The sequence below is a fragment of the Novosphingobium oxfordense genome, assembly GCF_044029435.1.
GTDB lineage: Bacteria > Pseudomonadota > Alphaproteobacteria > Sphingomonadales > Sphingomonadaceae > Novosphingobium.
Genome location: NZ_CP147008.1, coordinates 196,664 through 218,133, shown reverse-complemented (window position 1 = coordinate 218,133; position 21,470 = coordinate 196,664). Strand labels below are relative to the sequence as shown.

Annotated in this window: 11 protein-coding genes; 5 read left to right on the top strand and 6 right to left on the bottom strand. The window is 65.2% G+C overall.

All coding sequences use genetic code 11. The features are described 5' to 3' along the window. Positions 1-27: 27 nt before the first annotated feature. Both phoA and WBP07_RS23945 read right to left on the bottom strand, forming a co-directional pair. A complete protein-coding gene (gene phoA / locus WBP07_RS23950; protein ID WP_395397586.1) occupies positions 28-1,455 on the bottom strand; it encodes an alkaline phosphatase in 1,428 nt (475 codons plus the stop codon). Between the two features lie 85 nt (positions 1,456-1,540). Further along, the gene (locus tag WBP07_RS23945) at positions 1,541-4,324 is read right to left on the bottom strand and encodes a TonB-dependent receptor (RefSeq protein ID WP_395397585.1); all 2,784 of its coding nucleotides are present in this window, start codon (positions 4,322-4,324) and stop codon (positions 1,541-1,543) included. Between the two features lie 242 nt (positions 4,325-4,566). Between WBP07_RS23945 and WBP07_RS23940 the strand changes: the two genes are divergently transcribed. From WBP07_RS23940 to WBP07_RS23925, 4 genes are read left to right on the top strand one after another with little or no spacing between them, the layout of a single operon-like run. Beyond that, positions 4,567-5,190, top strand: coding sequence for an RNA polymerase sigma factor (locus tag WBP07_RS23940; RefSeq protein ID WP_395397584.1), 624 nt, complete (start codon positions 4,567-4,569; stop codon positions 5,188-5,190). Beyond that, positions 5,187-6,161: a FecR family protein gene (locus WBP07_RS23935; protein ID WP_395397583.1), complete on the top strand. Its 975-nt coding sequence runs from the start codon at positions 5,187-5,189 to the stop codon at positions 6,159-6,161. The genes WBP07_RS23940 and WBP07_RS23935 overlap by 4 nt, the downstream gene beginning before the upstream one ends. A gap of 22 nt (positions 6,162-6,183) precedes the next feature. Then, positions 6,184-9,195, top strand: coding sequence for an outer membrane beta-barrel protein (locus WBP07_RS23930; RefSeq protein ID WP_395397582.1), 3,012 nt, complete (start codon positions 6,184-6,186; stop codon positions 9,193-9,195). A gap of 1 nt (position 9,196) precedes the next feature. Continuing rightward, positions 9,197-10,270: a hypothetical protein gene (locus WBP07_RS23925; RefSeq protein ID WP_395397581.1), complete on the top strand. Its 1,074-nt coding sequence runs from the start codon at positions 9,197-9,199 to the stop codon at positions 10,268-10,270. Positions 10,271-10,386: 116 nt separating this feature from the next. Here WBP07_RS23925 and WBP07_RS23920 read toward each other — a convergent pair whose 3' ends face one another. Next, positions 10,387-10,986 carry a hypothetical protein gene (locus tag WBP07_RS23920; RefSeq protein ID WP_395397580.1) on the bottom strand — a complete coding sequence of 200 codons (600 nt, stop codon included), beginning with the start codon at positions 10,984-10,986 and terminating at the stop codon, positions 10,387-10,389. Positions 10,987-11,022: 36 nt separating this feature from the next. Then, positions 11,023-12,066, bottom strand: coding sequence for an endonuclease/exonuclease/phosphatase family protein (locus tag WBP07_RS23915; protein WP_395397579.1), 1,044 nt, complete (start codon positions 12,064-12,066; stop codon positions 11,023-11,025). On the opposite strand from WBP07_RS23915, the gene WBP07_RS23910 reads away from it, so the two are divergent. Further along, on the top strand, positions 12,065-12,274 hold the full coding sequence (locus WBP07_RS23910) for a hypothetical protein (RefSeq protein WP_395397578.1): 210 nt from the start codon (positions 12,065-12,067) through the stop codon (positions 12,272-12,274). The genes WBP07_RS23915 and WBP07_RS23910 overlap by 2 nt on opposite strands. Positions 12,275-12,518: 244 nt before the next feature. Here the strand turns inward: WBP07_RS23910 and WBP07_RS23905 are convergent, their stop codons facing one another. Together WBP07_RS23905 and WBP07_RS23900 are read right to left on the bottom strand one after the other, a co-directional pair. Further along, positions 12,519-17,057, bottom strand: coding sequence for an autotransporter outer membrane beta-barrel domain-containing protein (locus WBP07_RS23905; RefSeq protein WP_395397577.1), 4,539 nt, complete (start codon positions 17,055-17,057; stop codon positions 12,519-12,521). Continuing rightward, on the bottom strand, positions 17,051-21,409 hold the full coding sequence (locus tag WBP07_RS23900) for a beta strand repeat-containing protein (RefSeq protein WP_395397576.1): 4,359 nt from the start codon (positions 21,407-21,409) through the stop codon (positions 17,051-17,053). The genes WBP07_RS23905 and WBP07_RS23900 overlap by 7 nt, the downstream gene beginning before the upstream one ends. Between the last annotated feature and the right edge of the window lie 61 nt (positions 21,410-21,470).

The window sequence follows — 21,470 nt, the reverse complement described above, 5'->3', positions numbered from 1 at the left end:
CCATGGCGGATGGCCGGACCTTCCGCCTTACGGCAGCTTCAGGGCATCCTGGATGATGTAAAACATGTCGGTCTGGTCCAGCAGACCGGAGAAGTTTGCCGCTTTGGGGCCATAGGCGGCGACACGCAGTTGCGTGCCGGTGTGGCCTTGCGAGCCAGTTTCGGCGGTTGCGTAGCTGACCGTCATCACCCCGCCCTCACGCGTGTTGAGCGCGGCGGTCAGGCCGGGCGCGTGGCTGCCGTTGCCGATGATCTGGCTGCTATGCGCGTGGTCCGCCGTGACGATCACCAGCGTGTGACCATCGGCCTTTGCGAAAGCGAGTGCAGCCTGGACGGCTTCGTCCAGATCGACGGTTTCACCGATCTGGCCGCAAGGATTGGCGGCATGGTCTTCCTTGTCGATCGAGGCGCCTTCCACTTGCAGGAAGAAGCCCTTGGGATTGCTGCCGAGCAGGCCGATCGCCTTGCGCGTCATATCGGCCAGCGTGGGGATATCGCTCGTGCGCGCGTCGTTCACTTCGCAAGTCACCGGCGGCTTTTCGAGGTTGCCGTGGAGAGTGGCCTTGGGGCCCTTCCAGCGGACCGGCATGTCTCCGGGCGCGAACAGGCCGAGCAGGGGCTGCTTCTGGTCCGCCGTCGTAACCTGGCCAAGCTCATCGGCGTTGCGGACCACGCGGAAGCCCCGCGCCTTGGCCTGCGCTGCAAGCGTGCGGCCCTTCCATTTGCCCGCGCGCGCTTGTTCGTCGAACGTTGCCGCACCGCCGCCAAGGGTGACATCGGGGCGGGTATCGAGAAGCTGTTCCGCGATCGATCCCGCGCCGCCGTTTTCCAGCGCGTTGGTGGGGCAGGCGGCGCCGGTGGCGACGGGGCCATAGCACTTGCGCTGCGTCACGTGGGCGACCTGTGCGGCGGGGGTGGCATCCTCGATCTCGGCGGTAGAGACGTCGCCGGTGGCGAGGCCGGCGGCCTTGGCGCGCGCCAGCAGCGAGGCATGGGGCTTTTCGGCGATGTCTACGCCGATCGCGCCGTTGTAGGATTTTACGCCGGTGGACCATGCGGTTGCCGATGCGGCGGAATCGGTCACGTAGTTCGGCTTGCCGGTCGCCTTGTCGAGCGAATAGTGCGTGTACTGTCCGGTGAAGGGCAGTGCATCGATCCCCTTGAAGAAGCCGCCAGCCCCTTCCGCATAGTTGCGCGCCAGGGTGATTTCGGAATCGCCCATGCCGTCGCCGATCAGCAGGATCACGTTTCGCACCTCTCCATCGACGTTCAGCCGGCGATAGATTTCGGTCATGTCGCCATGCAGGCGCCGTGCGCCACCCGGCTCACGCGCATCGCCGCGCGCGGTGCGGGACAGGTCGTCGGATGGGGTGGGCGCCTGAACCGTGGTTTGGGCCATTGCTGGAATGGCGCTGGCGAAAGTGAGGAGCGCGGCGGCGAGAAGGCGGTATTTCATGATCGAACTCACGCAGGGGGGGAATGGGTATTCGAAAAGGGCACGGCGCCACGCGGGCGAGAGCGCCGTGCCCTTTCTCACAGGCTTAGAAGGCGAATTTGACAGTCATGAGGGCGGTGGTGCCGGAATCGACCACGTCCGACAGGGCGAGCGTGTCGCGCCCGATATGCGACCAGTAGGTGTAGGCGCCGAAGAGGTTCGCCACCGACAGGTCGGCACGAACGCCGCCGCCGAAATCGTATCCGGCATGAAGGTCTACGGTCTGGATCGGGCGGATCCAGATATCGTCCCAGGTGCCCAGGCCAAGGGCATTGTAGCTGGACACGTAGGGGCCGCTGTAGTGGTAGATCATGTCGATGCTGAACTTGCCCTGTTCCCAGAACACCTGCGCATCGCCCAGCAGGGACGGTGCGTTCTGGATGCGCTTTTGCACGCCGTCGCCAATGTCCACCTTGGTCCACTGGCGGGTCAGGTTGCCGCCGATGCCGAAGCCGCCCAGGATGCCCGGCGCCTCGGTGAACTTCTTGCGGAACTGCATTTCCAGGCCGTAGACATCGCCCGATCCGCCGTTCTGCGGCATGATGGTGATGACGTTGTTGTCCGGCAGTTCATTGCCGTTCACATAGCCGCTGCCGTTGTCGTAGAGATAATTGCGCAAGTGCTTGTAGAAGCCGCCGGCGCTGAAGTAGCCACTCGGCGTGATCTTCCATTCGCCGGAAAGATCGACGTTCAGGGACTTGACCGGCTTCAGGTTGGGGTTGCCCATCGTGATCGTCGTGGTCGTATCGCCCACATCGACTTGCGCACCGCCGCCCAGCTGGACGAAGGCCGGACGGGTGTAGGACCACCAGACTGCGCCGCGATAGACGCTGCTGCCGGTCGGGCGATAGTTGACCAGCACGCTGGGCAGAAATTCGTTGTAATGCGTGTGGTTGGTTTCGAAATTGCCGGTTACCGGATTGCCGTCCGCATCGCTGCGCAGCACCCAGTAGGTGTTGTCGATCGAGGTATGTTCGAAACGCAGACCCGGGATCACTTCCAGATCGCCGCTCTGGATGTTCGCCATCACATAGCCGGCAGCTACGCGTTCACTGCCGCGTTGCGTGTTGCAGTTCATGTTGTCGGTATAGGAAAGCTGATCGCCGCAGCTGTCGAAAGAAGCGTCGGTCTTATACTTGAAGAAGTATTCCTTCAACTTGTCCTGATCGACCTTCGGCACGCTCCAGCCGTAGACGCCCGGGAATACCGAATCGTACGTACCGTTGACGATGCCCAGATCGGCCCAGGTCACCCCGGCTTCGCCCAGCAGGTTGCCGAAGTGGTCGTTCGTCCAGTCGCGGTTCGTCACCTTGCGGCTGGAATCGGAATACTTGCCGCCGAACTTGATCGATTGCAGCACCGATCCCTCGAACTTGCGTTCCAGGTCGAGACGACCGCCCCACTTGGTCTGGCCGCTGGTCTGATAGGTGTACTGGCCTGCACGGCGCGCGAGCAGCACTTCACCGGCATTGTCCAGCTGGTCCAGGATTTCCGGCGTGAACAGCGGCTGCGGCAGGTTGTCCTTGTAGCTCATCGAAAGGCCGCCCAGCGGGCTGGTGCTGCCGTGGTTGTAGTTGTCCGACTGGTTGTTGCGGATGGAGGCTTCGATATGGCCGGGCCGGTTGTTGTGGCCTTCGCTGAAGAAGACCTGGGGCGAAATCGTCCAGCTTCCGGCTTCCTTCGTGCCGCCGAATGACGCCGTTGCCAGCGTGGCGATTTCGGGGTTGGTCTCGTACCACACACGGGTCGAGATCTGGTCTACGCTGAGGCCGTAACGACCGCTGCCGGGCACAAGCTCGCTGTAGGACTTGCTGGAGGAAGCATACTGGCTGAAGGTCGAGTTCTGCTCGGTCTTGGCGTAGGCATAAGTGCCGCGCAGGTAGATCTGGAGAGTGTCGTCCGGATGCCAGTCGAGCGAGGCATTGCCGCCCCAGCGCGTGGTGTAGCCCGAAGAAACGCCGATGTTCACGCCGGTCTGGGTGATGTTCTTCTGCGGGTCGATCCCGGCATAGGGCGTGCCGGAAAAGTCCTGCGCAACCAGATAGGCCCAGCCGCCGTCGCTCTGCGCCGCCGCCGCGCCGGCCATTTCGCTGTTGGCGAAGTGGCGTTCGTCATAGTAGCCGCTGGCATAAACGCCGAATTGGCCCTCGGAACCGAAACGCTTGGAGATTTCGCCCGAGAAACCGCCGCCAAGGCCATTGTCGCCATAGTCGCGGGCGCGCGTTTCGACGCGGCCCGAAGCGGTGAGGGCGACGTGGAGGTCCTCCTTGTAGTCGAACGCGGTGGGCGTACGGAAATCGACCGTGCCACCGATCGCATCGCCATCCATGTCGGCGCTGGAAACCTTGTTCAGCACGATCGTGTTCAGCCCCGAAGGCGGCAGCAGGCTGAGCTTGACCTGCCGGCTGTACGGCATGCCCTGCGCCACATTGACGCCGTTGATCAGGTTGACATTGTATTCGGCGTTGAGGCCGCGGATCGAGACGAACATGCCTTCGCCGCGCGAGGCGCCGTCGATGCCGCCGAAGAACGACGATCCTGTGTTCATCACGTTGACGCTGGGCATCAGGCCCAGCGCTTCGGCGACGTTATGGACGGCGGTGTGCTGCAGGTCCTCTTCCGACAGGACCGAGATCGCCTTGTCCGATGCGATCTGCACGTCGGTGGTCTGGCTGCGCTTCGCGACGACGACGAGTTCGCCGGAGTTGTAGCCATCCGCGCCGGCGGCGGTCTTGTCCTGGGTTTCCTGTGCCACGGCCATGCCGGGCAGTGCCACGGCCAGCATGGCAGAGCCTGTAAGCAGTATCGATTTCGCGTTCAAAGAAAGCATGGTTTTCCTTCCCTGGCGGGACGAAGACCGTTCGCCCCCCACGCCAGCCGAGACGCAGCGTTTTTGCGGATTCCCCCTTCCGGATTCTATTTTTTTGCCGTCACGAACCTGTCATCGTCGTGCGGCTATGGGCCGCGGTTTACGGCTTCAAGAGAGCCGGCGTCGCGGCCGCCATCGTGGTCACAGAGGTGCAACCACCCGGTCTTAAGGGGCCCACGAACGTGTCTCTCGGAGTGTCGCGAATGAGCAAGGCAAGCGGTGTCGGCACAAGGCCCGACACTGGGCCCGACACTGGGCCGGACACTGGCCCGGACACTGGCGAAGATCGCGCGCGGATCGATGCGGGGCCGCCCAGGCAGGTGTTGACGGGTGTGGCTGACGCGCTGGAGGATCATCGCTCCACCCTGCGCAGCTATTTCCGCCGCCGGGTCCGGTACGGCGAAGATGCAGAGGATTTCGTTCAGGACGTGTACTTGCGGGTCATCTCCGCAGGTCCCGATCCACAAAAGATCACCAGTTGGCGGGGATTTCTGCTCCGCGCTGCGTCTAACCTGCTGATCGACAAATACCGGCGAAGCGAAGCGCGGATGGAGGGGAATCATGTCGCCATCGAAAACGACTTGCAGGACGAGGGGACGGATGACCCCGAACGCATCTTGATCGGGCGCGACGAATTGCATTCCCTGTCCGAAGCCATGAAAATCCTGTCCCCCGCCGCGCGTGAGGCGTTCCTGCTGGTGCGGGTGGAGGGGATGAGCCACAAGGAAGCGGCCGCGCGCCTGGGCGTGGAGCCCAAGGCCGTCTCGCGCCATGTCGAGCGCAGTCTGGCGCGGCTCGCGGCGATGCTGGCGGATCCTCAATCATGACCGATGGCGGAATTCCCAAACCCGTGGAGGATGATGCGCTGCTGGAGCAGGCTGCGATGTGGCTGACGCGCGCGCGGACCGGCATGGACGAGGCGGAGCGGGGCGCTTTCCTGAACTGGCTGCGCGAGCGGCCCGAACATGCTGCCGCCGCCGACTTGGTAAGCCGCGCCTGGGCCGCTGCGCCGGCCGCTGCGCGGCATGGCGGTTTCGCGGCCTCGGCGGGGTTTGCGGACGCGCCGGAACTGGGCAGGGAGCGTGCTGTTGTACGCCGACGGAACCTTGGCTGGGGCGGTCTCGCTCTGGGCGGTGCGGCGGCGGCGGCGCTGGCCTTGTGGTTCGTGCAACCGGAGAGTGCGAGTTTCGCCACTGCGCAGGATCGCCGCGAAGTGGCGCTGGCGGATGGCTCTCACGTATGGCTCGCGCCGAATACGCGGATCAGCGCCCGGATCGGGCCGCTCGGTCGGCAGGTTACGCTTGAGCAGGGCGAGGCCGTGTTCGATGTGGTCCATCAGTGGCGCGGCTTTGCGGTGGATGCGCGCGATGTCTCGGTGGTCGACAAGGGCACCCTGTTCACGGTTCGCAACCGGCCCGATCGCCCGATCGCCGTGGTTCTGGCACGCGGCGCGCTGGAGGTTCGCCAAGGGAATGCCATGCTGGCCGCGCCGCGCCCGGGTGAGCAGGTGGAAGTCGTTCACGGGCAGGCGCAAGTGCAGCAAGTGGACGCGGACGGCGCCTTGGCCTGGCGCGAAGGCCGGTTGGTCTTTTCCGGCTGTTCGCTGGAAGCGGCGCTGGCCGCCTTTGCCGATCAGGGCGCGCCGCGCGTGGTCTTGAGCGATCCGGCGCTGGCGAACTTGCGGGTCAGCGGGGCCTATGCCGTGGCCGATCTTGAATCCTTCCTCTCCGCCCTGGCCTCCATCCACCCGGTCCGCTGGACGCGCACCGCAAAGGGTTACGAGATCGAGCCGCGATGACCTGAAGCGGGCTGGCCGGACAATGCGGTTCCATCGACACACGGCGCTGGTCCAGGGCGGCCTTTCGGCTCTCGCCTTGGCGGCCGTGCTTGCCGCGCCGCCCGTGCTGGCGCAGCAGCAGCGTTTCGTGATCGCGCCTAGGCCGCTGGACCGTGCCCTGATGGAGCTGGCGCGGCAAAGCGGGCGCAACATATTGTTCGCGCCGGAAAGCATTGCCGGCATGATCTCCGGCTCCGTCGACGCACAGGATTTCGATACGGCGCTGCGCCAGATGACGCGGGGGCTGTCGGTCCGCATCGGGCGGCAGGGGAAGGGCGTATCGATCATGCGCCCGGCGCGCCCTTCACTGCCGATCCGTCGCAAGGCGGCGCGTCCGGCCGTCGCGGCTCCTATCCCGGCAAGTGAGGGGGAGGCGATCTTCGTCCAGGGCCTGCGCAGCGGCCCGGTCGATCTTGTAGGCGCCGGAGAGCCAGCGCCCGCCGCCGACACTCTGCCTGGCGACCAGCCACCCGCCACCGACCGCAATTTGGCTGAAGCGGTGGCGCGCATGCCGGGCGTGCTGACCCTGACCACCAATCTTCAGGGCGACCTTGGCGGGAACGACCGGGCGGCGCGGGCCGAGGGGCAGTTTGCGGCGATACGCGGGCTGGGCGGGGCTTACAGTCTGGCGACGATCGACGGCGTCGCCATGCCGCAAAGCCTGCCTTATGGACGTGAAGTGCAGTTGGGCATGTTGCCATCCTTCGGGTTCGCGGCGCTGGAACTGGTGAAAGTGCCGGGGCCGGAAAGGGCGGGAGACGTCACCGGCGCGGTGATCGATATTCGCGCGCCTTCCGCCTTCGATGGCTCTCCGCAAGGGCTGAAGCTGGTTGCCGCAGGCGGGATCGACACCAATGCGCGCCGCTATGGCCAGGACGCCGGGAACGGCCAGTTGGGCCTGCGCTATGTTCGCCGCTTTGGTGCCGGGGACCGACTGGGGATCGCGATCACCGCGCAGGCCGGCCGCCGCGCTTTCGCGAACAGCCAGCAGACATACCAGCAGGGAACTGTCGAATTCCGCGTGGTGGATGCGGAGGGCCGCAGTCCGGCCGGGATCGATCCGGCGCGCAACCTGCTTCCCACCAGCGTCAACGCGCAGTTCACGCGCGGCACTACGCACAGTACCAGCGCGATGGCCGCGTTCGACTATCAGGCTTCCTCCAGCCTGCGCCTGTTCGCGCGGCTGACGTTTGCCGGAAGCCGGACCGAGCAGGACATCTACCAACTCGGCTTCCAGAGCGGCAGCAGCGCGGGTGACATCACGCGCACGCCGATCGGCAACGGGCTTTACGCACAGGCAAGCACCAACGGCGCGATCCGATACTGGTATCAGACGAATCCCGAGCGCAGTTCGATGCTGCTGGGCCAGACGGGCCTGAACGCTGCGCTGGGCCGGACCGACTTGCGCCTGCGCCTCTATGCCGGAAGCGGTGTGACGCGCCGGCCGGACCATGTCGAAGTATCCTTCTGGGACCCTACGGCCACCCGGCTGGAGAACGGCGTCTCCATCGGCATGCAAGGCGGCTATCCGGTGCCGCTGCTCACCGCCGCCGATGCTCGGCTGGCGCAGGATCTATCGAATTTTCCAGTCCGACTTCAGGGCGAAGTCCGCAGCCAGCGTAGCAGCGACCATCGATTCGGCGGGGAACTGGCCGCCAGCCGACGTTCGGAGACGGGCAGCTTGCGTTTGATAGACGCTGGGCTCGCCATGACTCGCTCACGCCGGGCGGGGCAGGTGACGGATGTGACCTACGACGACGTGTTCCCCTCCGGCACGACGCTGGGCAGCAGTGGGTTGGTGACGCAATCGATCGGCGCGATCCTGCCCGGCATTTACGATTTCGCGCTGCCGCTGGTCGATCGTCAGCGCCTGCTCGCGCGTATTCGCGCGGCCGCCGCGCCCGTGCTCTCGCCGGACGAACTCTATGGCCAGAGTTTCACCGTTTCGGAGACCGTGGCGGCCGTTTACGCGCGGGCGCGGATCGCGGCGGGGCCGATTATCCTCGCGCCCGGGCTGCGCGCCGAAAGGGCGTGGATCGATGCCCGCTATTGGGTGAGCGGCAATGACGGCGTGGATGCGGGCGGTATCGATTATGGCTGGAACCGGGGGCGCGCGCATTTCGACGCCTTGCTTCCGAGCATAGGCGTGCGCTGGAATCCCGGCGCGCGGCAGGCCATGCGCGCCACGCTCTGGACCAGCTATGTCAGGCCGTCCTCCAGCCAGTTAGCCGGCAGCGCGACGGTGGAGAATTCGGACACCGGCGCGGTGGAGGTGATCCGCGGCAATCCCGATCTTCGCGCGGTGCGCGCGCTGAATTTCGACTGGTCTTTCGAATGGCGCGCGCCGGATGAGGCGCGGTTCAGCGTCGCCCTGTTCGCCAAGCGGCTGAAGCATTACCTCTACGATGCCGGCGGCGACTACGCGAATGCGGCGGATCGGGACGAGACCGGCGTTGTGGTGATCGAGCCGACGAATGGCGGCACTGCCCGTCTGGCCGGCATCGAGTTCAGTGCAAACCTGCCGCTCGCCCGGCTGGACGGGGCGCTGGAAGGATGGCGCGTATCGGCGCAGACGACTTTGCTTCACGCCCGCGTGCGGCTGAAGAACCCCCGGCTCGATCCCGTCGAACACATGCAATATGCGCCGGAGCGCAACCTTTCGGTCGAACTGGGTTACAGCGGGCGGGGCTGGTCGGGCGCGGTTACCGGGCGATGGACCGGCCGCTATCTTCAGCAATATGGGCTGTTCGGCCGGTCTGCGTCCGGCAATTCGGTGTTGGATGGATCCGCGCTCGATGTATGGGTGCGGCCTTCCAGCCAGATCGATTTCAACATCGCGCGCGAAATGGCGGCGTTTGGAACGGTCCGGTTCTTCGTTCGCAACCTGCTGGCGGATCACGCCTATCGCAGCACCGTCGGTCGCCATTCCAGCGCGGTCAGCCAGACGATCGCAACTGGCCGCGTGATCGGCGTTCGGATCGACAGGAGCTTTTGAAATGCGCTGGTTTTTCCTTGTTATTGCGGTGCTGGGCCTGTCACCGGCGTCTGCGCACGCCCAGGCTTCGCCCGATGAAGCCATGGCGAAAGTCGCGGAAGCATCCCCACTGTTCCAACGGGCGCGGCGAACCGTCATCAAGGCCGCCGGCAAGCTGCAAGATGCCGAGGCGCGCCGTCTCACGCAGGGGGCGCTGCTGGTTCCGGGCGATTGCGTGCGGCATCGCATCGGTCTTGACCGGGAGGCCCAGCGGACCATTGTCACCGCGCTGGCAGAACGCGGCCTGCTGGACGGCAAGTTCGGCTTGGAAGAGGCGCGCGCGATGCTGTTTCCCCCGCTGGAGGGAGAGGACGGCGCATGTCCCCATCTTGCTGTGCCGGTGCTGACGGCGCCGGGCGGCAACAGCGGTTCGCACCATAGCTGGCCGGGCGGGCTGGCCGAACACATCGCCACCAATCTGGAGAGCGGCATGGCGCTCGTCCGCTCTTATCGATCGGAGGGGGCGCGGATCGACGGGGATACTGTGGCAGGTGCAATCCTGTGGCACGATTGGGCCAAGGCGCTGGTGCTCCGCTGGCAGGCCAATGGCGACACCGCACCCGAACTGCGCGTGGCGGGCACGGGCGCACACCATATCCTTGGCCTTGCCGAAGCGATGAAAAGGGGCCTGCCGCCGCGATGGATCGTCGCGCAGGCTTGCGCCCACGCCGCGCCCGACGGCGATGATCTGGCCCGCGTATCGAAGTGGATCGAAGCAGCCGCGATGATCGCGAGAGAAGATCGGGCGCGCTTTCCCGTGTTGGCCACGCCGGAATGCCTGATAAGCCATTTGTCCGATCAGAACTGGGTGTTCGGAGACATGGCCGTCGCTGCGGCCGAGGCACGGCTGGCGGAATTGGCCCAAGCGGCCGGCTTCGCGGCAGGGGACCGGCCGCGCTACAAGTTCTGCTACCGAAATGTCCTCTTGGCGCAAATCGGCGCGGATGCTCTCTTCACGACAGGCAAGGTTCGGGCGTCTTCACACGTTGATGAACGGATAAATCTCTGTGCCAGCCGGTTTGGAGCAGGCGGATAGAGCAGTTGATCCGATTGCATCGGATCAACTGCTCTAAGATTTTGGTTTGCCGCGTTTTCCGAGTCATCAGGTGATTCCACCTGATTAGAAAACGCTCTAGGTGAAGAGCGCCGAGATTACAGCAATGCGCGGGCGCAAAGCACATCCGCGACGTAGGTCTTCCCATTCTCGGTCTCGGTCGCCTGGCTGCGGGAGACAAGCCATCCCAGCGAACGACAGAACTGGTTCGCTTCCTGGCGGGCGCAACTGGCTCCGCTGCGGCATTCGATGCGATGCCCGTTTCGGCGCGGCGCGGGAAAGAATTCGGAAGCGGCACCGCGCAGCGACTGGCCAACGCCCGTGCCCCATCCTCCGGTCGGGCGCATGGATACGACGTCGCGAAATTGCGGGTTCAGCATCGGCTGGTCGCGATCGACGGTGGTGCAGCGGCCGGTATAGTTGCGGCCCGTGCAGATCTGCCATTCCCCGCTGCGTACGCGGATGGAGCGCACTTCCCAGCCAAGGTTCAGGTCGGTGCGCGGCCCCGTTACCGACTGAAACGGGCCGCTGAAGCGGGCATCGCGGTGAAGAACGGCTTCCAGCCCGCCCTGGTTCTGCGCCGTTGGCTGCGCGCGCTCGTTCTGCAACGTCATCGGCGCGGGTTCCTGCTCCTGGCCGATGGCGGCATCCGCTGTCAGCAGTGTTGCCACGAAGGTGATTGCAAGAATTGATCGCATGGCCGTTCTCCAGAAGTCGCGTGCGGATCTCAAATGTCAGGGGGCGGGTGGTCGTACCGTGGCCGTTTGCGCGGGGCATGCCGGGCCGACGGCCGGTGTGTCCGCCGGCCAGCTCAGTTCATAGACCACGCGGAAACCTTCGTGATCGGACAGGACCGGGCCGCTTGGCCCATCGTCGAACATCCCTTCGGCGCGCACCGGTTGGATTTTCACGACTTCGCCGGGGGCGAAGAAGTGCTTGTCCTGCACGCGCCGCCATTGATCGGGATGCTCCCAGTCCTGAAGAACTTCGCATTTTTCGGTGGGATCGGCGCAAAATCGATGGACGTTGTCCATGGTGATCTTGCGCTTGAAAAGGTCCCAGCGAATATCGGAATTCCGCATGTTGAAGTCACCGGCGACGATCGTCGGGTGATCCGGCTCTCCGGAGGAATCCACGAACTGCGAAAGCTCCACGGTTTGCCGGTGGTGCGCCGGTGCGTGGCGCTCTTCCGATACGCGCGATGCGCGGCGGGCCTGCATGTGCGTGTTGAAGACGTCGATGGTGCCGGGCACGCCCGGAATTGCGATTTCGGCGTAGAGAACGCCTTTGTTCGACAGGCAGTCGAAGCCGGCGCAGCTTCCCCGGGCAAACGGTCGATAACTGGTGGAGACGATCGGCCAGTCGGTTGCCGTTACCAATCCGCTGGACAGGAAGTTGGCGCGGATTTCCCCCCTCAAGACGCGGTTGCGGCCGGGTAGCGGGCCTTCGGTATTCGGATCCTGCCGCGATCGTGCGCGCGGGCCTGCGGTAAGGCTCTGGTATCCGGAATTGACCACCGCGCGCGAGGCCGTGTTGCTGAAGACTTCCTGGAAGACGATGATCTGCGGGCCTTTCCCCTGCGCACGAAAATCCGCCAGGCGTTCGGCGATTTCTCTCAGGAAAGGTGCGCGATTGCGGCGCGCCGGCCAGGGCAGGCCCTCTATATTGTAGGTGAGCACGTCGATCCGCGCATGGGCGGTCTTCCCGTCCGGAGAATAGGTGATGGCAGGGCCGGGGGCGAAGCCGCATTCCGCCGTGCGCACCGCCGGCAGGCTCATGCAGCCCGCCAACAGCATCGACGCGCAGATCGACGATCCTTTTACGAAAACGCCGATCGAAGGCGATCGCTTGCCGTACCATATTCTTCGAGAGTGCCGATCGCTCGGCCCGGGGCATGCGGGTTTTGCCGCGCGTTGCAGTCCTGCCACTCGTGCCCTTCGTGACGGCATCAGCATAACCACCGATAGGAACGCGGAAATTTCCTGAACAGGGCATCCCAGCGTCGCACTGACGCGCCATGCATCACCGAACTGTGATCGTCACGGCGCAGACCCGCAAGCGTATCAAATAACGCAGAAATCACCAGCTAATATTGTTGATGATAGCGATCCGTCGCGTGATCCGTAGTGTCTAAATATTTCCAATAAAAATCAGTAATAAGCGCCGCGCAATAGCGGCTGCATCGGTTGCGCAAAGAATGGGCGCCTGCATGACAGGCGCCCATTTCTCATCAGAACGCCAAGCGAAGTCCCGCGTTGGCCTTCAGGGCATAGCTGTCGCCGAAATCGTGCGTCGCGGTCTTGCCGCTGGCTTCGGCGTAAAGCGTCAGGCCGTTACCCAGCATGACGTTGGCGCCAAGGCCAAGTTCGCCCCAGAGACGGTCGTTCTGGCGCGCGATCGCGGTGTCGGAGACATCCGCAACGGTACCGTCCAGCCATTCGTAGCTGAGGCTTGCCACCGCATAGACCTTGCTCGTCGCATCCTGCCGGTCGAGCGAGAGGCCCCAACGGGTCTTCAGGCTGTCGCCCAGTTTCGAGGACACGCTGGCGCCGTACGGATCGACGAAGCGGTCGAAGTCGACGGTCGAATAGACCATCTGCACTTGCGGCGTGAGCGAGAGGCGACCGCCCAGTGACCACTGCTTGCCCAGTTCGAGGCTATAGGCCTGCCCATTGCCGTCGTTGCCCTTCGCAAGCGTGCCCAGCGTTGCCGATTTCAGCGTGCTGTCGAACCAGGTGAACTGCGTGCGCCCATCGACGTAGAAGCCCTGCGGGCCGAACCAGGTCAGCGTGGCGCCAAGGCTGTAGCCCTTGGTCTTGATGCTGCCATCGCCGAAGATCGACATGACCTTGGCGCTGGCCTGGCCATAGCCGCCCACCACACCCAGGATCAGGGCGGCGCCGTCGCTGCGCTGGCTGATCACGTGATCCGCGCCCAGTTCCATCTTCCAGCTGTCTACGTTGACGTCGCTGAGGCTGGTGGAAGCGGTCGCATTGGGGCGCGAGCGCTGGCCTTCCATGCGGCCCCAGATGCTGGAGGGCTGCCCGTCGGTGCCGATGGCCGACTGACGGTCGCCGATACGCTGGCGCATCGTGCCCAGTTCGTTGAGCGTCAGCAGGGTCTGCCCATAGGCCTCGTAGACCGGCACGCCGGGCTGGTACAGCGGCACGTTCGGCACTTCCGGAGAGGTCCCCGCATCGAGCAGGCTGGAACGCAGGTACCAGTCGCCGTCGGTGGGCGTATCGACGCCGTTCTGGACGAGACGGTAGCCATAGGCACCCGCGATCACGGCCTGATCGCCCTGGAAGGTGTAGTCGCCAGCCAGCGTGAACGTGCCGTTCGAGGCGCCGGCGATGTCGATGATCTTGATGCCGTTCACCGTGGCCGCGCCAAGCCCGCCGCGATTGACCACCGAGACGGTGGTATTGCCCGAGGTCGCCCCGCTCACCGACAGCACGTCGGTGCGAGAGGTGTCGCCGCCCAGTTCGGTCTCGATCAGCAGCTTGCCGCCGGCGCCGGTATAGTCGCCGTCCACCGTCAGCGTGCCGAAACCGTCGCGGCCCGGTGCGATCGTGCCGGCATTGGTCACGCTGCCGACATGGCCCGTGCCTTCCAGGCGCCCCTCAGCGGCGACGGCGAGCGTGCCGCCCAATCGGCCATCGACTGCGAGTGTACCGGCAGCGACGGTCGCGGCGCCGGTATAGTCGCTGTTGTCCCCGGTGAGGACCAGCGTGCCGAGGCCTGCCTTGGTAAGAGCGCCCGTGCCGGTGACCGTTCCATTCAGCGTGAAGGTCGTGGCGTTTGCGGCCGAGATGGAGCCGGCACCTGCAAGCTGGATCTCACGGTTGCTGGCAAGGTTGGCGCTGGTTGCCAGTGTGCCGCCGTCCAGGGTTACCGCGCCTGCCGCCGCGCCCAGGTTGGCGTCCGCGGCAATCTGCACAGTGCCGCCATCGATCAGGGTGCCGCCGGTGTAGGTGTTGGCGCCCGAAAGGATCAGCGTACCGGCATCCGTCTTGACCACTTGCGTGTCACCGGTGAGTGCGGAAGCGATCGTCGCCGTGAAGCTGGCGCCGGCCGTGCTGCCGTCGCCGACGCGGATGACTGTCGTCGGCTCGGTCAGTTCGATGGCATCGCCCGTGATCGTGTAGCCGGATGTGGTGAACTGCATGCCCGCCGCGCGAACATTGCCCAGGCTGTTGTCGACCGTCACCGTGCCGGCAGTGCCGCCAAAGACCACGAAGCTGCCCTGGCTGTAGGGCGCGTTTATGGAGCCATCGACATCGGTCCAGTTATCATTGCCGCCGGTGTTGTTCTGCCAGACGCCATTACCGCCGTTGATGGCATCGTTGTTCTTGCCACCGGCGCCGCCGTCCCAGAAGTTGAGCGTCAGCCCCGCGCTGTTCACCAGGTTGACCTGTCCGGCGATGGACGTTTGCACCGTCAGGTTGCTGCCCGCTGGCGATGTACCCACGGTGAGGCCATTGTCGGTGAGCGTCCCGTCGTAATTGAACACGCGGTAGACGCCGATGCTGAACGTGCCGCCCGCCGAAGCAGAGACATCGATCGTACCGTCCAGCGTGAGATCGCCGCCCACGTTCACCAGATCGTTGAGCGTTCCGCCCGCGACGCCCGCCGATCCGAAGGCAAAGTCCAGTTTGCTGCCGGAAGACAGCGAGAGGTCGCCCGCGATGGTCAGCGTGCCGGTTCCGCCAGCGCCCGGCGAAAGGGTCGCGCCGTCCGCCAGTGCGACATTGCCGCCGATCGTGCCAGTGCCGCCCAGGGTTGCGCCCGCCAGAACGCTGGTCAACCCAGTGGCAGCGCTTTGGTTGCCATTCACAAGCAGCGTTCCGGCTGCGACCTTGGTGGCGCCGGCGTAGCTGTTGTCGGCCGTGAGGGTCAGCGTGCCGTCACCGGCCTTGGTCAGGCCGCCCGCGCCGGAGACGAGGCCATCGAGGGCGAGCGTGGTGTCGGCATCCGTTTCGAAGCTGCCATTGCCTGCGAGCGCGACGGCGCGGCTCGTCGTGAAGCTTGCCGTCGTATGGAGGGTGCCGCCATTCAGGCTCAGCCCGCCCGAGGCGGCGCCGAGATTGGCATCGCTCGAAACTTGCAGGGTGCCGCCGTTGATGGCCGTGCCGCCGGCATAGGTATTGGTGCCGGTGAGGATGAGCGTGCCGAGGTCGGTTTTCACAAGCTGGGCATTGCCCGCCACCGTCGATGCGATTGTGGCGATGAAATCGGCGCCGACCGTGGTGCCGTCACCCACGCGGACCATGGACTGGGCCGAGGTCAGCGTCAGGGCATCGCCCGTAAGTATATAGCCGTCTGCCGCAAACTGGATGCCCGAAGCATTGATCGTGCCCAGGCTGCCATCCAGCGTGACCGTGCCGCCGGTGCCGGCGAAGATCGCCAGCGCACCGTCCGAGTAACCGGCATTGATCGAGCCGTCGTCCAGCGTCCAGTTGTCGTTGCCGCTGGCGGCCTGCCACACGCCGTCGCCGCCGGTGATCTGCCCATCGAAATTCGCGCCGGCCACACCATCCCAGAAACTGAGGGTCAGACCGCCCGTGTTGACGAGGTTCACCTGTCCCGCGACCGAGGTCTGGACGGAAACGTCGCTGCCTGCGGGCATCGTGCCGAGATCGAGGCCATTGTCGGTCAGCGTGCCGCCGTAGCTCACCACGCGATAGAGACCGGCGCCGAATTCGCCGCCCGGCGTCACCGTCACGTCGATCGTGCCGTCCAGCGTCAGATCACCGTTGACGGCGATGTGGTCGTTGAGCGGCCCACCCACCACGGCCGACTGGCCGAACTCGTAGTCGAGCAGCGAACCGCTGCTGAGCGTGAGGTTGCCGTTGATGGTCAGGGTATCGGGGCTGTTGCCCGGCGCGATCGTGCCGCCGTCGGCAACCGTCACATCGCCGCCGACGATGCCGCTGCCGCCTAGGGTACCGCCGGCAAGAACGCTGGTAAGCCCGGTTGCGGCCGACTGGTCGCCATTGATGCGCAAGGTGCCGCCGGAGATGGTGGTCGCGCCGGTGTAGCTGTTGTTCGCGGTCAGGACCGTGGTGCCGGAAACCTGGTTCACCACGCCCACGCCGCCGATCAGCGTATCGAAGCTGTAGAGCGGATCGGTATGGTTGAAGTTGACCGGCGAAGCGGTGCTACCGAGAGTCACGGCCGTAGCGTTGAGCGTGCCCGCTGCGACTGCGGCTTCACCTTCGCCGCCGCCGATGTTGAGGATGCCGGTTGCGCTCGTGGCGCCTGCCAGAACCAGAGATCCGGCGATGTCGACTGCGCCGCCGTCCCGCAGGGTGAACGTGCTCGTGGTCGAACCGGTGCCCAGCGTCACGTCTCCGCTGCTGGCGGTCAGTTGCGATCCGGCGCCGGATACCAGGATGTCGGCCGGGAACGCGGCCGGCGCGCTGCCGACGGTGATCGCGGTGAAGGTGGCCGTGCCGCCATTGGTCAGCGACAGGTCGCCGTTGGTCATCGTCAGCGCGCCCTGGCTGGTCCAGTCGCTGCCCGCGCCGTCGATGGTGATGGTGGGAGCGCCGTTGGCATTGCCCGCCGCAGCGCCCACGGTGGTCGCACCGCCGGTGGTGAGCTTGCCGCCGTCGGCGATGCTGATGGCGGTGTTCCCGGCCGCCGTGGTGCCGGCCGCGATGGTGCTGCCGATATGTGCCTGCGAGCCGGCACCCGACACCTCAAGCGAGGCCAGAGTGGTGCCGAGCGCCGTTTGCAGGGTCAGCGCGCCCGTTGCATTCAGCACGCCGCCATTGATGACGCGGACGGCCGATGCCGAACTCGTGGTCGATCGCGCGGAAATCGCGCGGAAACCGAAGCGGTGCTGTAGGTCGCGCCGGCATCGACGGTCAGATTGCTCGATGTCAGCGACGTGGCGCCGCCGGCGGTGACTGTGCCACCGAGATAGCGGAAGGTGCCTCCTCCGCTGGCAAGGGTCGTCCCGCCGGTGTAGTTGCTGTCGCCTGTGAAGGTAACGGTGCCGGAACTGATGCTGGTGATCGATCCCGTGCCCGTGATCGATCCCGTGTAGGTCCAGGAGTTGGAGCCGGCGAAAGCGAGCGTAGCGTTATTGACGATGTTGCCCGTCAGCGTGCCGGTCGCACCATTGCCGATCTGAAGAGCACCGGCAGAGATGGTCACGCCGCTGAAGACATCGTCGCCGGTGAGGGTAAGCCTGCCTGCACCGGATTTGGTCAGCGCGCCGCCATTGAGGTCCCGGCTGATCGTCAGGATGGCAGTCGAACCCATGATCTCGAAACCGCCGCCATTCGCGCCCCAGTTGATCGTGCGCGTGGGGGCGTAGGACAAGCCCGTCCAGCGCAGTGTGCCGCCATCGAAGTTGAGCGCGCCGCCGCTGCCGAAATTGCTGTCCGCCCCGGCCGAAAGCACGCCGCCGTCGAGGTAAGTGCCGCCGGTATAGGTATTGGCGCCCGTCAGCACCAACATGCCGAGATCGGTCTTCACGAGGCCGCCGGTGCCCGTCAGGACCGAGGCGATCGTTGCCGTATAGCCTGCGCCGGCGGAAGTCCCGTCGCCCACGCGGATCACCGATTGCGCATCGGTCAGGGTGAGGGCGCCGCCGGCGATCCGGTAGCCGTCGCTGGCGAACTGCATGCCCGATGCGGTCACGGCGCCAAGGCTGTTGTCGACCGTGACGGTGCCTGCCGTGCCGGTGAACACCGCGAAAGTGCCGTCCGAATAGGCAGCGTTGACCGAACCGTCGGCCAGCGCCCAGTTGTCATTGCCGGTGCCGGCCTGCCACACGCCGCTGCCGCCGGTGATCTGATGATCGAACTTGCCGCCCGTCGCACCGTCCCAGAAGCTGAGCGTCTGGCCGCCGGTGTTGATGAGGTTGACCTGCCCGGCCACCGAAGTCTGGATATAGGCGGTGGCGCCCGTGGGCACGGTTCCGACATCGAGACCGTTGTCGTTCAGCGTTCCGCCATAGTCGGCGACGCGGTAGATGCCGGTATCGAAGCTGCCGCCGGCTGAGGTGGTAACGTTGATCGTGCCGTCCAGCGTAAGGTCGCCCTTGACGTCCAGCATGTCGTTCATCGACCCGCCGGCAACGCCTTCGTCTCCGAATTCGAAGGCCAGCAGCGAACCGTTGTTGAGCGTCAGATCGCCGTTGATGGTCAGCGTGCCGGGGCTGTTGCCCGGCGCGATCGTGCCGCCGTCGGCAACCGTGACGTCACCGCCGACGATGCCGCTGCCGCCAAGCGTGCCACCGGCAAGGACGCTGGTCAGCCCGGTTGCGGCCGACTGGTCGCCGTTGATGCGCAAGGTGCCGCCGGAGATGGTGGTGGCGCCGGTGTAGCTGTTGTTTGCGGTGAGCGCAGTGGTGCCGGAAACCTGGTTCACCACGCCTGCGCCGCTGATCAGCGCATCGAAGCTGTAGAGCGGATCGGTGTGGTTGAAGTTGATCCGGCTGCCGGAACCGGTCGTCACGAAGTCAGCATCCAGGGTGCCCGCGCCGGTCGCCGCCGCGCCCTCCGCGCCGCCGATGTTCAGGACGCCCAGATTGGCGCCCATGTCGAAGGTGCCGCCACCGACCGTGACGAGGCCGCCGTCGGCAATGGTCAGCGTGGGCGCCTGGGCATTCGTGGCGGTGTTGATGAAGCTGAGCGCTCCGGTGGTCGAAAGCTGCGACCCTGCGCCGGTTACCAGAATATCGACCAGAGGATTGTTGGCGCTGGTACCGGCGGCATAGCCGAACACCGCGCTGGCCGCGCTCAGTGTGCCGCCAGCGGCGACAGTGATCGATCCACGCCGCGCGGTAAGCGCGCCGCCGATTGCCCACTGCGAGCCTGCGCCGGAGACGATAACGTTCGCGCGGCTGTTGGTAGCCAACTGGGCATTACCCAGCGTGACCGTGCTCGCCGAACTCATATAGCCGCCGTCGAGGACGTTGATGTTTGCGGTGCCCGATATGGTTCCGCTCGCTGCCGCCAATGTTCCGGTGTCGGTGAATGTCGAGCCGGCGCCGATAATGTTGATCGTTGCAAGACTCGTCGCGCCCGTATTCGCCTGCGTGACACTTCCCACCGAGATATCGGCCCCGTTGAGCGCGCTGAGGACATTGCCGACGCCGTTCGACATCGTCAGGGCACCGACGCTGTTGAGCTTCGCGCCATCGCCATCGACGATGAGGGAGCTTCCTCCGGTCATCGTGACGGCGGAGGTGCCGTCGATCGCGCCGCCGGTCAGCAGGATTTTGCCGCCGCCGGACAGCGACGTAGCGCCCGTATAGGTGCTGGCGCCCGTCATGGTCACGGCGCCGGTGCCGCCCTTGGTAAAGCTGCCGGTGCCGGAGATTGCACCGTCAAAGCTCCAGTCGGCCGAACTGTTGAAGGTGAGCGAACCATTGTCGAGCACGTCGCCGACAATCTTGCCGGTGGCACCGCCGTTGCCGACCACCAGGCTGCCGGCATCGATCGTGGTGCCGCCAGTGTAGCCATTGTCACCCAGCAGGGTAAGCGTGCCCGCGCCCGATTTCACCAGCGCTCCGCCGGTCGTGAGGCCATTGCTGATCGTATAGCCGATGTTCGCCGTGGTAATGTCGAATGTGCCGCCGCGGGCACCCAGCGTTACGGTGCGGGTGGCCGTCGACGAGAAGCCGCCAGTCAGCCGCAGAGTGCCGCCATCGATCGTCAGGGCGCTCGCGCTGTCCCCCAGCGAAGTGTCAGTGACGCCGACCAGTGTGCCGCCGGTGATCGTGGTGCCGCCGGTATAGTTGTTGTTTCCAGAGCCCAAAGTAGTGGTGCCGCTGCCGCTTTGGATGACGGAGCCGGTTCCGCTGACGCCGCCAGTCGTCACATTGCCGCTGCCGCTGAACTCGATCACACCATAGTTGAAGATGCTGGTGAAAGTCATGTCACCGTCGCCGATGAGCAATTTACCCTGATCGATAGTCCAGCCAGTTACCTGATTGCTGTTGCCGAACAGGGTCCAGGTGCTGGCGCCGGTTTTCTGAAAATTGCCGAACCCGCGATACTGCGCAGTGGGACCGATGCTTGAAATGTCGAACGAGTCGTCGATATCGCCGCCGAGCCGGAAGTTACTGCCGTTCCCGCCACTGGCGGTGACGTTTCCTTCGATCACCGATCCGGCGTGTAGTTCAAGGGTCAGAGCATTAGTACCGTTGCCACCGAACTGGATTGCATCGACGCTGCCTGCGCCCGCACGAATGGTGCCGCTGTTGACGATCAGGGCGTTCCAGACCGTGCTACCTTCCGGTGCAATCGCCGCAGCGCCCACGCCACCCTCGATCAGGCCGGTGTTGGTGATCGCGGTCGTGGCGGAACCCTGACCGCGTATTGCGGCCGCGCCGGTAGCGACACCATTCACATCGGAGCCTCCGCGAATGATGCCCGCGTTGATGATGGTGCCGCCGTTGCCGGCATAGACGCCTGCTCCAGCGCCCGCGCCCTGGCTGCTGCCGCCCTGGATCAGACCGCCGGCATTGTTTTGCAGCGTGGTGCTGGACGGCATGCTCACACCGGCGCCGCTGTTGAGGCCGCTGCCGGTGTAAGAGATAGCGCTGCCGCCGGTAATGGTCCCGTTGTTGACGAAATTCAGGGCGCCGACCGAAACACCCTGAACGCCTGCCACGCCCGTGGTGCTCTGGCTGCCGCCGGTGATCGCGGCATTGTTGACCACTGTCGGAGAGATGGTGGAACTGCCGGTCGTTCGCGACAGAACGAGCCCGGAGGTGACCGTACCGGACGAGCTGCCGGCGATGGAGCCGCTCAGCGTGAGGAGGCCGCCGTCGAAATTACCACTGAAGGTGAGGGGCGATGTGGCGCCGGTCAGCACGAAGGTGCCCGTATCGATCTCGATCGGCTTGGTCGCGGGCGGCAGCGCGGAGCTAACGGAAAAGCTCGATCCCAGCACGATCCGCGCGCTGGGATCGGTACTGGCATTGGCCGCAGCGATGGCGTCGGCCAGTTCGGTCTCGTTGTTGACGGTGTAGTTCTCCGCCCGGGCGAGGGTGGGGAGCATCGGCAGGCTGAGTGCAACGGCACCCGCGCCTAGCAGCAGTCGGCGTTTTCCTTCGGCGAAACGGATATTTGCTGACTTGCTGTTCAACGCGGCCATGAGTTTCCCTTTGCTCGAAACAGGAGCGAAATGACTTGGCGCGCGATGCTGGGGAGATCGT

Excerpts from the sequence above, each read along its gene's own strand:
- phoA (WP_395397586.1), bottom strand. The coding sequence starts at position 1,455 with ATGAAATACCGCCTTCTCGCCGCCGCGCTCCTCACTTTCGCCAGCGCC.
- WBP07_RS23945 (WP_395397585.1), bottom strand. The coding sequence starts at position 4,324 with ATGCTTTCTTTGAACGCGAAATCGATACTGCTTACAGGCTCTGCCATG.
- WBP07_RS23940 (WP_395397584.1), top strand. The coding sequence starts at position 4,567 with ATGAGCAAGGCAAGCGGTGTCGGCACAAGGCCCGACACTGGGCCCGAC.
- WBP07_RS23935 (WP_395397583.1), top strand. The coding sequence starts at position 5,187 with ATGACCGATGGCGGAATTCCCAAACCCGTGGAGGATGATGCGCTGCTG.
- WBP07_RS23930 (WP_395397582.1), top strand. The coding sequence starts at position 6,184 with ATGCGGTTCCATCGACACACGGCGCTGGTCCAGGGCGGCCTTTCGGCT.
- WBP07_RS23925 (WP_395397581.1), top strand. The coding sequence starts at position 9,197 with ATGCGCTGGTTTTTCCTTGTTATTGCGGTGCTGGGCCTGTCACCGGCG.
- WBP07_RS23920 (WP_395397580.1), bottom strand. The coding sequence starts at position 10,986 with ATGCGATCAATTCTTGCAATCACCTTCGTGGCAACACTGCTGACAGCG.
- WBP07_RS23910 (WP_395397578.1), top strand. The coding sequence starts at position 12,065 with ATGCAGCCCGCCAACAGCATCGACGCGCAGATCGACGATCCTTTTACG.
- WBP07_RS23915 (WP_395397579.1), bottom strand. The coding sequence starts at position 12,066 with ATGAGCCTGCCGGCGGTGCGCACGGCGGAATGCGGCTTCGCCCCCGGC.
- WBP07_RS23900 (WP_395397576.1), bottom strand. The coding sequence starts at position 21,409 with ATGGCCGCGTTGAACAGCAAGTCAGCAAATATCCGTTTCGCCGAAGGA.